We start from the raw sequence: 14,401 nt of genomic DNA on the forward strand, positions 1-14,401 counted from the left end.
ACTATTTCTCCCCGTCTACATATACATTGTGGTTGATTATATGTGTACGCTCCAATGTGTATGAGTTGTTGTCGGCATTCAAATGAACCGTATAATCCTCGTCATTATATCTTACTATTATTCCGTCCTTTAATGTAGTGGAGTTCACCATAACATTGTAAGGAGAAACTTTGTAGTCCGTGGCCACACTTTCAATAAATTTTAAGAGTACATGAGACTGTGAAAAATCACGGTTGTTCTGTGTGTAATGCTCCACCTGAATACCTAAAAGTATAAAGGTCAAAACTACAATACCTATTGAGATATCTCTAAGCTTTGTTTTCATTCTGTCTTTCATAAACTTAAAGCTTGTCAGTATAACTATAGCCAAAAGTACGATAATAATAGCGGAGCGTATAATCAAACCGTTTGACTGGGTTTTGGTTATGTAGTCCAGTGTGTAAAAATTCATAATAATATTTCCTTTCTGTATATAAAACTTTAAGGCTGTAACCTCAAAGTGAAGTTACTTGATTTTCGGATATGCGGTTATATATAGTTCACCTCAATCAGTTTATAATTTCTACATACTGTCTGTCATTTGATAAGTATTTTTGAAAAGTGAAACTTAGTATCTTATAACACTTTGTAAATCATATTGCAAGTATAATTTCAGTAGATATTGGAAGCTTCAATAAGCGCCTTTGTATACTCGTTTTTAGGCTTATGTATAATCTGACTCGCAACATTTTTTTCAACTATATGACCCGATTTCATTACCGCCACATCATCACACATATAATGCACCAAAGAAATATCGTGGCAGATAAAAAGTATCGCCATGCCCATCTCTTCTTTAAGGCTGTTTAATAAAGCTATTATTTTCTTTTGTACTATCATATCAAGTGCCGAGGTGGCCTCGTCACATATTAAAAGCTTGGGAGAACCGGCTATAGCCCTTGCAATGGCGGCTCTTTGGCATTCACCGCCGCTTACCTCATTCGGATATTTGTCATAGAATGAGGCATCCAGTCCGCAGCGATTTAAAAGTGAAATCGCGTTACTCTTATAGCTTCCGGCTATGCCGAAGTTTTTTAGGTTTAAAACTATGCTGTTTCCAAGCGTCCTTGTGGGATTGAAGCTTTCCCTTGGAAGTTGAAATATCATCTGAAGGTCCTTATATATTTTTTTATACTGTGAAAAGTTAAACTTACTTATACATTTGTCTTCAAAATATATTTCGCCCGAGGAGACGGGTATAAGACCTGCTATAGCTCTTGCAAGTGTGCTTTTTCCCGAACCGCTCTCACCGACTATGCCCAGGCATCTGCCGAAATCCAGTGACAGGTTTATATTTTCAATACTTGGTCTTTTTGCTCCTGCAAATTGTTTTGTCAGGTTCTTTATGGTTAAAATATTTTTATTCATATATACTCCAAAATAAAAAGGGGAGACAAAAGTCTACCCCAAAGCGGAAAGTATCAGCTCCTTTGTAAATTCACTTTTCGGAGAGGAGAGTACTTCCTTTGTATTTCCGTAATCCGCTATTTTACCGTGGTCTAAAACCATGATTGTATCTGTGATACTTCTTGCTATCTTTATATTATGTGTCACCAGGATAATGGCGGTATTATACTTTTCTCTAAGAGATTTAAGCTCGTTCACTATTTGTACAGCCACTATCGGGTCAAGTGCGCTTGTAGGCTCGTCTGCAAGTATAATTGAAGGCCTGTTAAGCATCGCCAGTGCAATTCCGACCCTTTGATTCATACCGCCTGAGAGCTCAAAGGGGTAGGATGACAATATCCTCTCAGGGTCCGGCAAAGACAGGCTCTCAAAGATGCTCACTGCCGTATCAAGTGCGTCCCTCTTTGAAATTTTTGAATGCGCTCTCATACTCTCAAATACAGTATCACCTACAGTCTTTAAAGGATTGGTATGAATGCCCGATTCCTGAAATACCATGCTGATACTCTTACCTCTGATTTGTCTCATATCGTAAGCATTCAGTGAAAGCAGGCTCTTATCTTCAAATATTATATCACCGCCTGTTACCTTAGGTCCTTCAAGTGAAAGTATACTTTTTAACAGTGTGGATTTTCCACATCCGCTGTTGCCGACTATACCGAGTATTTCACCTGATGAGAGTGAAAATGATATATCATACAGTACCTGTTTGTTTTCGTATGAGATATTCACATTTTGAAATTTCAAAAGTTCAGTCATTATTCTATTACCAAATCCTTACTGAATTCATAGTAGTCACTTGGCATCGGAGTCAGTCCTTTTATGTTTTTCTTGCTTACAAGGCTCATTTGAAGATGTGAAACAAATATAAATCCGCAGTCATCCACTAAAATATCACTCATCTGTTTTGCAAGTTCATCACGCTTATCCGGGTCAAATGTGGTTGATAAGGTCTTTGCAAGCTCATCAAGCTCGGCATTTGAATAGTGTCCTCTGTTCTTAGGTGAGTCTGAAAGAGAAGTCATGTCAAAGAAATATTCCTTATTTCCTGTAGGATTTGTTACCATAGCACTTGCAAGTATATCCCATGCTTTAGAGTCTTTCATAACTTCAAGATAGTTCTCGGTACTGTTTATATTTACCTTTATTCCTATGTCCTTAAGGTTTGACTGTATACTCTGTGCCAAAACAGGCAATTCGCTTCTGCCCGGATATGTAAGAAAGTTTATTTCAAAGTTTTTGCCGTCCTTGTCAACATAGCCGTCATTGTCGCTGTCCGACCAGCCTGCCGCACCAAGAAGTTCCTTTGATTTATCCGGTGAGAACGAGTAGTTTAAACTGTCGCCGTCTTGCATAGGGAAAGGTCCGTTGGCCACTTTGCCGTGACCGCCAAGAAGTACATTGACAAAACCGTCCTTATCAATTGCCATAGCTATAGCCGATCTTATATTCTTATCCTGAAAAAGATCGTTGTCAAAGTTTAACTGTAGGAAGAAAGCCCTGCTTGTAGCGGCGGAATTTATATTGTAGTTGTCGTTTTCAAACAGAGGGTAGCTCGCATAAGGGAGTCCGTATACCGCGTCAAGTTCTCCCGATTGCAATCCCATAGTTAAGGTGTCACCGTCTGTCACCGACTTTACCTTTATATTTGTTTTTGCGACATTACCGTCCCAATAGTCATCTCTTGAAGTTAAGTCAATTTCGGTGTCGGATACGGAGGTTGCCTTATAAGGGCCTGTACCTGATACATTCTTATTTGCATCCACACCTGTTTTCATATCTATAAGAGCGGAGTAAGGTTCCGCAAGGAAATTTATCAGTGCGGGATTCGGTTCTGTAGTGATAAATGTAAGAGTTTGGCCGTCAGCCTTTATCTCGCTTATTTTCATATCCTTAGGTGCTCTGTCGTGCACTGCAAGTAAATCTTCAAAACATTCCTTGGCGGCTGTTGCGTCCAGCTTCCTGCCTGATGAAAAGTTTATATTGTCCTTTATCTTTACTTCAAGTGTGTTGTCATCTATGAATTTGTAAGAGTCTGCCAGCCACGGGGTAAGCTCAAGCTTGTCATTTAACTTAAACAGTGTCTCACCGACACCGTAGCGTACAAGGCTCCAGCCTGAGTAGTCCTCATGAGGATTAAGACCCGCATCGGACATTCCGACACCGTAGCTGCTTGTACCGTATACAAGTGACTTTACACTGTCTTCTTTGGAGACGGCGCTTTCATCTTTTGACTGTGCCGACTTTTGCGGAGTGCTGCATGCACCCAAAAGCAAAGTTCCTATAATTGCGACAGAAAGCAGTTTCATTTGTTTTTTCATATTCATACTCCTTTATTTTAAGCTGTTAACAGCTATTTTGCTTGATAATAATCTCTCAGTGATTCACCGAATATATTGAACACGGAAACTGTAATAAATACGGCAATTCCGGGAGAAAGTGTGATCCAAGGTGAAAGTTGAAGCAGACTTCTGCTTTCATTTATCATACTTCCCCATTCAGGTGTAGGAGGCGTGGCTCCGAGTCCCAAGAATGAGAGTGCCGCCAGTTCCATAAGGCTTGTACCTATATCAAGGCAGGCGGTCACAATAATTTGCCCGATTATATTGGGCAATATTTGTGTAAAGACTATCTGAACCGTATTACTGCCGCTCAGTTTGGCGGCATATATATAAGTTGAAGTCTTTGTAGACAGCACAAGACCTCTTGAAAGTCTTGCGTATCTTGGCCAACCTACACTTGCCAGCGCAATGACGGCACCCAAAATACCGTTTTTGAAAAGTCCTGCTGTGGCAATCGCAAGCACAAGCCCGGGAAAGGCTAAAAATATATCTGAGACACGCATAAGAACGGTGTCTGCAATTCCCGAAAGGTAGCCGCAGAATATACCTATGACTACGCCGGTTATCGCCATCAAAAGTACTACAGCCAGAGCGGAAAATATACTTATCCTGCTTGCGGCAATCACCCTTGAAAACATATCTCTTCCGTATATATCCGTACCCATGATATGTGCAAAAGAAGGAGCTTGCCTTGATATCATAAGATTTTGTTCCGATACATTATACGGAGTAAGGTATGGCGAAAAGAATGCAAATATCAAAAGCAGGGCTACAAGAATTGAAGGAATAAGGATTTTTTTATTTCTCATTTTTACCTCCAAGTCTTAACCTCGGGTCAAGGAAATAGTAGGAAATATCCGCCAGAAGATTGACAAAGACATATATAAATGCCATCCAAAGCACATAAGCCAGGATTACCGGATAGTCACGCAAGTTTATGGATTCTATTGCAAGCTTTCCTATTCCGTCCCACATAAAGATATTTTCAACTATAGCGCTGCCGCCCAAAAGGCTGCCGAAGCTTAACGCCATAAGTGTAATGATTGTAAGTGAAGTAAGCCTGAGTACATTGAAAAATATTATGGTGTTTTCCTTTATACCTCTGGCTCTTGCGCCGATTACATACGGTTTTGACAGCTCGGATATAACCAGAGCACGTATCTGCCTGATATATTTGGCACTCATTGCCAAAGAAAGTGTCAAAGTGGGCAGTATAAGACTTTTTATGCCTGTGCCCTGTGATATTACAGGCAGAAGCTTAAGTCTGAGTGCCAATATATAGGACAGTACAAGTGCCACAAAAAAATTAGGCAGTGAATTGCCTATAAAAGACACAGTCTTTATTATATGGTCAAATATACCGTCGCTTTTTATTGCCGAGAGTATACCCAGAGGCAGTGATATAAGTATTGTAACAATAAGCGAAGTGGCACTTAAAAGTAATGTATTAGGCAATTTGCTTAATATATATATAAATACAGGTTTGCCTGAGACATAGCTGATTCCCATATCACCCTTAAGCACTCCCAAAAGCCAATCTATATACTGAATAATAAAAGGTCTGTTTAATCCGAGTTCTTCACGTTTTTGACTGATAAGCTCAGGGGAGAGTACTCCGCCGATCGCCTCATACCTTACAGCCACCGCATCTCCTCCTGTGAAGTAAATAAGCGCAAAGGATATGAAGCTGATACCGATAAGAATAGGTATCAACGATAATAATCTTTTAAAAATATATTTATACAATTTTATCACCTAAAAGGCAAAATTATTTGTTTAAGATAGAACTTTTAAACATGATAATAGCATATAAAAGAGTGAGAGATATGTCAAGTTGAAATTGAGTTTCAAATTCAAAATAAGTATGAGAGTTGCTATATTGTATTTATCGGTATTTTGTGTACAAGACATATTGGTTTCAAATAAGTTAAAACCAATATTGAAATATATTTTTTTGAGGTTTTTATGGTCAAAAATTATAAGGAAATTGCTTTTCTTCCCTGCCTTGAAAATATTTAATAAATTTTTGTTGTATTGGCATAGAAAGTTCTACCACAGTATATTGTAAATTGCTCATTGACCAACCACTATATATTGTGTATACTAGGAAAACGTAAGGCAAGGAAGAAAAGCCTGATATTTAAATCAACTGCGAGACTGTCGCAGATAACATATAATAAATATACTATTTTTTAGGAAGGATTCAGATATGAGAATCATAAAAAGAAGCGGTGCTGAAGTAGATTTTGATATTTCAAAAATTATAGCGGCTATTTACAAAGCAAATGCTGTAGTGGGCGAAGATGACAAGTTGAAGAAATCACAGGTAGACCGTATTGCCAATACTGTAGAGAACCAGTGCATGAGCATGAACCGTGCTATGAGCGTGGAAGAGATACAGGATATGGTAGAGGACGGCATCATGAGAGAGAACGCTTATGAGGTTGCCAGAAAGTATATTACATATAGATATGTTCAGAGTATTAAGAGAAAGAACAATACAACGGATGATAAGATATTATCACTTATTGAATGTGACAATGAGGAAGTAAAGCAGGAAAATTCCAACAAGAATCCTACTGTTGCTTCGGTACAAAGAGACTATATGGCAGGAGAGGTTTCAAAGGACCTTACAGAGAGAATACTTCTTGACAGTGAAGTGGTTGAAGCTCATAAGGCCGGAATACTTCACTTCCATGATGCAGATTACTTTGCACAGCATATGCACAACTGTGACCTTGTAAATCTTGAGGATATGCTTCAAAACGGTACAGTTATATCAGGTACATTTATTGAGAAACCGCACAGTTTCTCAACAGCCTGCAATATAGCTACACAGATTATTGCACAGGTGGCATCAAGCCAGTACGGCGGACAGAGTATTTCACTTACTCACCTTGCACCTTTTGTAGATGTGAGCAGAAAGAAAATCCGTGACGAGGTTGAAGCCGAGATGTACGGTCTTAATGTTTCAAATGAGAGAAAAGAAGAGATTGTAGAGAACAGACTTCGTAAGGAAATCACAAAGGGTGTACAGACTATACAGTATCAGGTGGTTACACTTATGACCACAAACGGTCAGGCACCTTTCATTACAGTATTTATGTACTTGAATGAGGCGAAGAACGAGCAGGAAAAAGAAGACCTTGCACTTGTTATAGAAGAGATGATAAGACAGAGATATCAGGGTGTAAAGAATGAGAGCGGTGTATGGGTAACACCTGCGTTCCCTAAGCTTATATATGTACTTGAGGAGGACAATGTTCGTCCGGGAAGCAGATATTATCATCTTACAAAGCTTGCCGCAAAATGTACCGCAAAGAGACTTGTACCTGACTATGTTTCAGAGAAGAAGATGTTTGAGTACAAAGTAGATAAAAACGGCAACGGAAACTGCTATACACCTATGGGATGCAGAAGTTTCTTGACACCTTATGTGGATGAGAACGGCAAGCCGAAATACTACGGAAGATTCAATCAGGGTGTTGTTACAATCAACCTTGTAGATGTGGCGCTTTCATCAGGCGGAGATACTACAAAGTTCTGGAATATCTTTGACGAGAGACTTGAGCTTTGCCACAGAGCGCTCAGAGCAAGACATGAGAGATTAAAGGGTACACCTTCAGATGTTGCACCGATACTTTGGCAGTACGGAGCACTTGGAAGATTAAAAAAGGGTGAGCCTATAGATAAGCTCTTATACGGAGGCTACTCTACAATAAGTCTCGGATATGCCGGACTATATGAGTGTGTAAAGTATATGACCGGAAAGAGCCATACAGATGATGCCGCAAAGCCTTTTGCACTCAGCGTTATGCAAAGGATGAACGACAAGTGTAACGAGTGGAAGAAGGCCGAGAACATCGACTATTCTCCATACGGTACACCGCTTGAGTCTACAACTTATAAGTTTGCGAAGGCTCTTCAAAAGAGATTCGGTATCATAGAGGGCATCACAGACAAGAACTATATTACAAACAGCTACCATGTTCATGTGTCTGAGGATATAGATGCGTTTACAAAGCTTAAGTTTGAGAGCGAATTCCAGAAGCTTTCACCGGGCGGAGCTATCAGCTATGTGGAGGTACCGAATATGCAGGACAATCTTGAGGCTGTAATGAGTCTGCTTGGATTTATCTATGACAATATCATGTACGCCGAGCTTAATACAAAGTCCGACTACTGTCAGGAATGTGGATATGACGGTGAGATTAAGATCGTTAAAGATGCGGGTAAGCTTGTATGGAAATGCCCGAAATGCGGAAATACCGATCAGAGTAAGCTCAATGTGGCAAGAAGAACCTGCGGATATATAGGAACACAGTTCTGGAACCAGGGAAGAACACAGGAGATAGCGGACAGAGTACTGCATCTGTAATAAAATTATAATATAAGCTGCTGCATTTATAAGTGCGGTAGCTTTTTTGTCGGAGTTAAAAAGCTATAAAAAAGGAAGTATCACGGACAAGATACAAAGATAAAAATGTACCTTACCGGATACTTCTATTTTATATGGCCTGAGTCTGATTATTTCCACCGGCTGATTATATGAAATATTTCTTTGACTTCTTATCAGCAAACAGACACATTGATAATTTATTCAGATTTTACCTTACAGAAGTTTTTCTTGCCTCTCTTAACAAGAAGGCCCTCACCTGCAAAGTCTTCTTTTGTAAATGTCTTCTTTACGTCCTTTATCACTTCACCTTCTACAGATACGCCGCCCTGTTCGATATTTCTTCTGGCTTCGGATCTTGTCTTTGAAAGTCCGCTTACTACAAGTACACCTGAAAGATCTATAGTGCCGTCTCTGTAATCCTCATCCTGCAGAACGTAGGTAGGAACATTGCTCATATCGCCGCCGCCTACAAAAAGAGACTTACTTGCGGCATTTGCTTTTTCGGCCTCTTCCTTGCCGTGTACAAGCTCTGTAAGATGCATTGCAAGTATTTCCTTAGCCTCATTAAGCTTCGCACCTTCCCAGCTTGACATTTCCTCTATCTGCTCAAGCGGAAGGAATGTAAGCATTCTAAGGCAGGTAAGTACATCGGCATCAGGAAGATTTCTCCAGTACTGGTAGAAGTCAAACGGAGATGTCTTATTCGGATCAAGCCAAACGGCACCGCCTACAGTCTTGCCCATCTTCTTACCCTCTGAGTTCAGTAAAAGTGTGATAGTCATGGCATGAGCATCTTTTCCAAGCTTTCTTCTGATAAGTTCGGTACCGCCAAGCATATTTGACCACTGGTCGTCACCGCCGAACTGCATATTGCAGCCGTAGTCAAGGAAAAGTCTGTAGAAGTCATAGCTTTGAAGTATCATATAGTTAAACTCAAGGAATGAGAGTCCGTTTGCCATACGATTTTCATAGCACTTTGCTCTGAGCATATTGTTGACTGAAAAATGAGGTCCTATATCACGGATAAAGTCCATGTAGTTTAAATCTCTGAGCCAATCGGCATTGTTTACCATTCTGGCTTTGTTCTCGCCGAATTCTATAAATCTGCTCATCTGCTTTTTGAAACATTCACAGTTGTGGTCGATATCTTCTACAGTAAGTACCTTTCTAAGGTCACTTCTGCCTGAAGGGTCGCCGATCATACCTGTACCGCCGCCAACCAAAGCTATAGGCTTGTTACCTGCCATCTGAAGTCTCTTCATCAGGCAAAGTGCCATAAAGTGACCTACATGAAGGCTGTCTGCTGTAGGGTCAAATCCTATATAGAAAGTAGCCTCACCGTTATTTATCATTTTGCTTATTTCTTCTTCATTTGTGACCTGAGCGATAAGTCCTCTGGCCTTAAGTTCTTCATAACAATTCATATTATTATCCTCGATATATTTTAATCTAATAAATTGCATAAAAGTATAACAAAGTAATGAGAAAGGGTCAAGCTTATACTTTGCAAGTTTAAAGTTCAACACTTTAAAGTAATAAAGACTTGATAATTTTTTCTTATTACTATATACTGTTTAAATGTTGCAGCCATGTCGGCAAATGCCGACGGCTTAAACTTACAGCTAATTCTACCATGCTCGTTAGAGTGTCGGGCATCGGTATAAAAATACTTATTCAATAGAAAGAGGAAGTTATGGGAATAAAATATATCAGCAATCTTCCAAGTCCGGAGGAAATAATAGCAAAATATCCTTTAAGAGAGGATTTAAAGGAAAAAAAGAAGGACTTTGACAAGGATATTGCAGATGTTTTCACAGGAAAGAGTGACAAGTTTCTGGCGGTTATAGGACCTTGTTCTGCAGATAATGAAGATTCGGTACTTGACTATGTTACAAGACTTGCGAAGGTAGCGGATGAGATAAAGGATAAGATAATAGTTATACCGAGAGTGTATACAAATAAGCCGAGAACAAACGGTGACGGATATAAGGGACTTTTGCATCAGCCGGACCCTGAGAAAAAGCCTAATGTACATGAGGGACTTGTGGCTATAAGAAAGATGCATCTTAGAGTAGTGGAAGAGACGGGAATGTTTACAGCGGATGAGATGCTTTATCCTGACAACCTCGGATACCTTGACGATGTATTAAGCTACATTGCCGTAGGTGCAAGATCAGTGGAAAATCAGCAGCACAGACTTACATCTTCAGGTGCGGAGGTTCCTGTAGGTATGAAGAATCCTACAAGCGGTGATATGTCCGTAATGCTCAATGCAATATATGCGGCACAGCAGTCACATGAATTTATCTACAGAAACTATGAGATAAAGACTGACGGCAATCCGCTTGCTCATGCGATACTTAGAGGTGCGGTAAATAAGCACGGACAGTGTCTGCCGAACTATCACTATGAGGATTTGAAACTCTTACATGATTTGTACTTGGAGAGAGATATTGTAAATCCGGCGGTTATAGTGGATGCAAATCACTCAAACTCAAATAAGAAGTACAAAGAGCAGGTTCGTATTGTAAAAGAAGTGTTACACTCAATGAGATATTCTGATGAGATCGGAAAATTTGTAAAGGGTGTAATGATTGAAAGCTATATCGAAGAAGGAAATCAAAAGATAGAAGAGCATATATACGGAAAGTCCATCACGGACCCTTGCCTTAGCTTTGAGGACTCAAAGAAGCTTCTTTTGGAGATGGCAGAGATTTTATAATGAACTACGCAAATATAAAATACGATGATATAGCCAACGGTCCCGGAGTTAGGACATCACTCTTTGTATCAGGCTGTACACATGCCTGCAAAGGTTGCTTTAACGAGGTGGCATGGGATTTTAAATACGGTGAAGAATTCGGTGATGAAACGATCGAGAAGATAATGGCTTCAATAGAGCCTGATTATATATCGGGAATGACCATATTGGGCGGCGAACCTATGGAAAAGGTCAATCAAAGAGGTATCTTGCCTTTAATAAGAGAGTTTAAAAAAAGATTCCCGAATAAGAGCCTTTGGATATACTCAGGTTATACATTTGATGTGGACTTGGTACCTGGAGGTAGAGCATATTGTGAGGCGACTCCTGAGATTTTAAATGCTACCGATGTGATAGTTGACGGAAAGTTCGTGGAAGAACTTCATGATATCACGCTCAGGTTCAGAGGAAGCTCCAATCAAAGACTTATAGATGTGAAGCGAAGCATAAAAGATAACAAAGTGGTACTTTGGGAGGGAGATGCCATATTCGCCTCCCACAGCATGTAAGCATATGGAAAAAGACCTTATTGTCAAGGATAAAAACACCACATATATAGGAGGCAATCAAGCATGGTTTTTGCCTCTCGGGTATAAAGATATATCAGAGTACGGCTGCGGTATAGTGGCAGTATGCAATTTCTTGCTTTGCTTTTTCAGAGCGGAATATAAAAGCGGATCTGAGATAAGTAAGGATACATTTATCTCATTTGTACTGAGCATTTATAAGAAATATTTTTGTATATTGAATAATATCTTTATAAAGGGTCTTACAGGCTTTGCACTTGCAAAAGGTATAAACAGATATTTTGCAGGTAACAATATAAAGATGAAAGCAAGGTGGGGACACAGCCTTAATATACTTCACAAGGTAAAGCTCAGTCTGAAAAACAACAGACCTGTAATACTCGGTATAGGTCCAAGTCTGTTAAAAAAATCCGACGGAGTGGATGCAGTGGATATAGATACCGGCAATACCGTAAAGCTGTACTCACATTATGTGACTATATATGACTGCAAAGATGATGCGGGAGACGTGTTTTTCTATATTTCATCGTGGGGAAGAAGATATAAGGTTTCTTACAGAGATTTTTGCAGATACCAAAGAAGTACTCTGTTCGGATTTTTGCTTTCAAATATATTGGAGATATAGCCATATTTTAGGATACTGTAGAAGAATTTATTTTTCTGTAGTATCCTTTTCTTATATATATTTTTGGACGGTAGGATATGAAAAGGAAAAACTTTAATCAATCTATAAAATATAAAATAGGTATTTTCATAATTGCGGTAATATCGGCACTTATTGTGGATATATGCTTTGATTTCTTTGTGGTGGAATATACATCTTCAGGCTTCGGTGAGATACTTAAAGAGATATCAGTCTGTTATGAGCTTCAGGATGCCTTGACCAACGAAAAGGCGCAGTTTGCTTATTATATAAAGAACAGAGACAAAAAAGAAGAGCTTTTAAAGAGCTGTGAGAGAACGGATGAGATAGTGGATAAGCTTCCTCTTGACCTAAGCCATATGGATACCGAGAGATATGCAAGAGTTTGGAGTATAAAAAACAGCTACCCTGTGTATGCCGATAAAAGACAGGAGATTATAGACTCCGACTATGATGCAAATGATTTTATAGAAAAGGTCTATGATATATATGAGATGCAGGACTATCTGATAGAATACGGCGAAAGGTTGATGGATATTACATTAAGTGAGAATAATGAAGTCTATCAAAAGCAGGAAAAATTTTTTAAAAGACTCCCTTTTATAATAGGTATCGTCCTGCTTCCCATCATAGTGTGGATAATATATATGGCAATCAGATTGCAGGCGTTGATACTCGCACCTATAAACAAGATGGTGGAAGTGTCAAAGAATATAGCAAAGAACAGGTTTTGTGACAGGGATATTGATGTTAAAAATAAGGATGAAATGGGGGATTTGGTCAATGCTTTCAATAAGATGAAGCATGCCACAGCAGGATATATCACAAGTCTTGAGGAAAGATACGAGCTTTCCGAGCTTCTCCACAAGGAAGCCATGGAGAAGATGAAGATGGAAAAGAGATTGAATGAAGCAAGGTTTGATTTACTGAAAAGTCAGATAAATCCACATTTTTTATTCAATACACTGAATATAATAGCCGCATCGGCAAACCTTGAAGATGCAAAGGACACCGAGGATATGATAAGAGCCTTGGGAAATATATTTCGTTACAGCCTAAAGACCGATGAAAAACAGGTGAGTCTTGAGAGAGAACTCAGTATAGTAAAGGACTATATGTATATACAAAAGATGCGTTTCGGCGACAGGGTATCATATGAGATAGTTTCAAAGGTGGAGGATGATAAAGTTTACATTCCTTCGTTTTCTTTGCAACCTATAGTCGAGAATGCTATAGTGCACGGTATTTCAAAAAAGGAAGAGGGCGGCAAGGTTGTAATAAGAGTGTGGGAAAAGGATGAAATGCTGCATATAATAGTTGCAGATACCGGAGTGGGTATGAGTGGCGAGAGGCTGTCTGAACTTCGAGATTTTATGAAAAAAAGATCTACCGCAAAGATAGGTATAGGATTTGGAAATATATATAAGCGTATCAAAAATATTTATAAGACCGGAGATTTGAGAATTTATTCTAAAGAAGGCAAGATGACCGTAGTTTATTTTTTGATACCGCAGGTGTAAATATTTGATCGTGGAGGGGATATGAATTTATTGATAGCGGATGATGAAAATTTGGAACTTAAAGTCCTTGAAAAGACTGTAAAAAAATATTTTGTAGACGAACTTGAAATTTTTGCTTCAAGTAACGGCAGGAAGGCGTCACAGATATGTGACGAGGTGAAACCGGATATAGCGCTTTTAGATATTGAAATGCCCGGAATGAACGGTATTGAGCTTGCAAAGTATATAAAAGAAAAGTATGCGGATTGTATTATCATATTTATAACGGCGTATGACAGGTTTGACTACGCCATAGAAGCAATGCATATCAAGGCGTTTGACTACCTCTTAAAGCCATGGAAAGAGGAAAAACTCTGTGAACTTATAAATACCGCAATAGAAAATGTAAGAAGTATGCAAAAAACAGACAGTATTGTACATTCTCAAAAGGATGTAATAAAAGATTATATTGACAGGAACTATAAAAAGGATATAAGTGCAAAAGATGTTGCAGGTATACTGGGTTATTCGGATGTATACTTTTCAAAGGTATTTAAGCAACTATTTGATGACAACTTTATCAACTATCTGACCAAAATCAGGATAGACAGAGCAAAGTTACTGCTAAAGGATGTAAGTTTTAACATAAAAGAGGTCGGAAAAAGTGTGGGTTATGCTGATTCAAATTACTTTACAAAGGTGTTTAAAAGGTCGATAGGTATGAGCCCGTCGGAATACAGAAGCAAGCATAACGGTTAGGTTAAAAATTTACTTGTTTTATTAA

Annotated in this window: 13 protein-coding genes; 6 read left to right on the top strand and 7 right to left on the bottom strand. The window is 39.0% G+C overall.

Annotated features, from left to right (window positions below; translation table 11 throughout):
- Position 1: 1 nt before the first annotated feature.
- From EHW90_RS00960 to EHW90_RS00985, 6 genes are all read right to left on the bottom strand, one after another.
- On the bottom strand, positions 2-451 hold the full coding sequence (locus tag EHW90_RS00960; protein ID WP_124950505.1) for a DUF3290 domain-containing protein: 450 nt from the start codon (positions 449-451) through the stop codon (positions 2-4).
- A gap of 200 nt (positions 452-651) precedes the next feature.
- Positions 652-1,407, bottom strand: coding sequence for an ABC transporter ATP-binding protein (locus EHW90_RS00965; protein ID WP_124950507.1), 756 nt, complete (start codon positions 1,405-1,407; stop codon positions 652-654).
- 33 nt (positions 1,408-1,440) lie between these two features.
- Positions 1,441-2,205 carry an ABC transporter ATP-binding protein gene (locus EHW90_RS00970; RefSeq protein WP_124950509.1) on the bottom strand — a complete coding sequence of 255 codons (765 nt, stop codon included), beginning with the start codon at positions 2,203-2,205 and terminating at the stop codon, positions 1,441-1,443.
- Positions 2,205-3,767 (bottom strand): ABC transporter substrate-binding protein, encoded by a 1,563-nt coding sequence (locus tag EHW90_RS00975; protein WP_124950511.1) that lies wholly within the window; start codon positions 3,765-3,767, stop codon positions 2,205-2,207. Before EHW90_RS00975 ends, EHW90_RS00970 begins: the two co-directional genes overlap by 1 nt.
- 32 nt (positions 3,768-3,799) lie before the next feature.
- Positions 3,800-4,597 (bottom strand): ABC transporter permease, encoded by a 798-nt coding sequence (locus EHW90_RS00980; RefSeq protein ID WP_124950513.1) that lies wholly within the window; start codon positions 4,595-4,597, stop codon positions 3,800-3,802.
- Positions 4,587-5,534: an ABC transporter permease gene (locus EHW90_RS00985; RefSeq protein WP_124950515.1), complete on the bottom strand. Its 948-nt coding sequence runs from the start codon at positions 5,532-5,534 to the stop codon at positions 4,587-4,589. The genes EHW90_RS00980 and EHW90_RS00985 overlap by 11 nt, the downstream gene beginning before the upstream one ends.
- A gap of 463 nt (positions 5,535-5,997) precedes the next feature.
- Here EHW90_RS00985 and nrdD point away from each other — a divergent pair, with 463 nt between their 5' ends.
- Positions 5,998-8,166, top strand: coding sequence for an anaerobic ribonucleoside-triphosphate reductase (gene nrdD, locus EHW90_RS00990; RefSeq protein ID WP_124950517.1), 2,169 nt, complete (start codon positions 5,998-6,000; stop codon positions 8,164-8,166).
- 218 nt (positions 8,167-8,384) lie between these two features.
- Here nrdD and tyrS read toward each other — a convergent pair whose 3' ends face one another.
- Positions 8,385-9,611, bottom strand: coding sequence for a tyrosine--tRNA ligase (gene tyrS / locus EHW90_RS00995; RefSeq protein WP_124950519.1), 1,227 nt, complete (start codon positions 9,609-9,611; stop codon positions 8,385-8,387).
- Between the two features lie 269 nt (positions 9,612-9,880).
- Here tyrS and EHW90_RS01000 point away from each other — a divergent pair, with 269 nt between their 5' ends.
- The 5 genes from EHW90_RS01000 to EHW90_RS01020 all read left to right on the top strand — a co-directional run bounded on the left by EHW90_RS01000 (position 9,881) and on the right by EHW90_RS01020 (position 14,376).
- Positions 9,881-10,909 (top strand): 3-deoxy-7-phosphoheptulonate synthase, encoded by a 1,029-nt coding sequence (locus EHW90_RS01000; protein WP_124950521.1) that lies wholly within the window; start codon positions 9,881-9,883, stop codon positions 10,907-10,909.
- Positions 10,909-11,457, top strand: a complete 549-nt coding sequence (gene nrdG, locus EHW90_RS01005; protein ID WP_124950523.1) for an anaerobic ribonucleoside-triphosphate reductase activating protein — start codon at positions 10,909-10,911, stop codon at positions 11,455-11,457. Before EHW90_RS01000 ends, nrdG begins: the two co-directional genes overlap by 1 nt.
- Complete coding sequence (locus EHW90_RS01010) at positions 11,429-12,100, top strand: hypothetical protein (RefSeq protein ID WP_243113877.1); 672 nt, start codon at positions 11,429-11,431, stop codon at positions 12,098-12,100. The genes nrdG and EHW90_RS01010 overlap by 29 nt, the downstream gene beginning before the upstream one ends.
- A gap of 77 nt (positions 12,101-12,177) precedes the next feature.
- Positions 12,178-13,638: a sensor histidine kinase gene (locus tag EHW90_RS01015; protein ID WP_124950525.1), complete on the top strand. Its 1,461-nt coding sequence runs from the start codon at positions 12,178-12,180 to the stop codon at positions 13,636-13,638.
- A gap of 21 nt (positions 13,639-13,659) precedes the next feature.
- Complete coding sequence (locus EHW90_RS01020; protein ID WP_124950527.1) at positions 13,660-14,376, top strand: response regulator transcription factor; 717 nt, start codon at positions 13,660-13,662, stop codon at positions 14,374-14,376.
- Positions 14,377-14,401 lie beyond the last annotated feature (25 nt).

It is taken from the genome of Lachnoanaerobaculum orale, from assembly GCF_003862485.1.
Taxonomy (GTDB): domain Bacteria; phylum Bacillota; class Clostridia; order Lachnospirales; family Lachnospiraceae; genus Lachnoanaerobaculum; species Lachnoanaerobaculum orale.

Bases quoted from the DNA above. Each gene is read 5' to 3' on its own strand.
- EHW90_RS00965 (WP_124950507.1), bottom strand. From the start codon at position 1,407: ATGAATAAAAATATTTTAACCATAAAGAACCTGACAAAACAATTTGCA.
- EHW90_RS00960 (WP_124950505.1), bottom strand. From the start codon at position 451: ATGAATTTTTACACACTGGACTACATAACCAAAACCCAGTCAAACGGT.
- nrdD (WP_124950517.1), top strand. From the start codon at position 5,998: ATGAGAATCATAAAAAGAAGCGGTGCTGAAGTAGATTTTGATATTTCA.
- EHW90_RS00970 (WP_124950509.1), bottom strand. From the start codon at position 2,205: ATGACTGAACTTTTGAAATTTCAAAATGTGAATATCTCATACGAAAAC.
- EHW90_RS00975 (WP_124950511.1), bottom strand. From the start codon at position 3,767: ATGAAAAAACAAATGAAACTGCTTTCTGTCGCAATTATAGGAACTTTG.
- EHW90_RS01010 (WP_243113877.1), top strand. From the start codon at position 11,429: ATGCCATATTCGCCTCCCACAGCATGTAAGCATATGGAAAAAGACCTT.
- EHW90_RS01015 (WP_124950525.1), top strand. From the start codon at position 12,178: ATGAAAAGGAAAAACTTTAATCAATCTATAAAATATAAAATAGGTATT.
- EHW90_RS01000 (WP_124950521.1), top strand. From the start codon at position 9,881: ATGGGAATAAAATATATCAGCAATCTTCCAAGTCCGGAGGAAATAATA.
- EHW90_RS00980 (WP_124950513.1), bottom strand. From the start codon at position 4,597: ATGAGAAATAAAAAAATCCTTATTCCTTCAATTCTTGTAGCCCTGCTT.
- EHW90_RS01020 (WP_124950527.1), top strand. From the start codon at position 13,660: ATGAATTTATTGATAGCGGATGATGAAAATTTGGAACTTAAAGTCCTT.
- nrdG (WP_124950523.1), top strand. From the start codon at position 10,909: ATGAACTACGCAAATATAAAATACGATGATATAGCCAACGGTCCCGGA.
- tyrS (WP_124950519.1), bottom strand. From the start codon at position 9,611: ATGAATTGTTATGAAGAACTTAAGGCCAGAGGACTTATCGCTCAGGTC.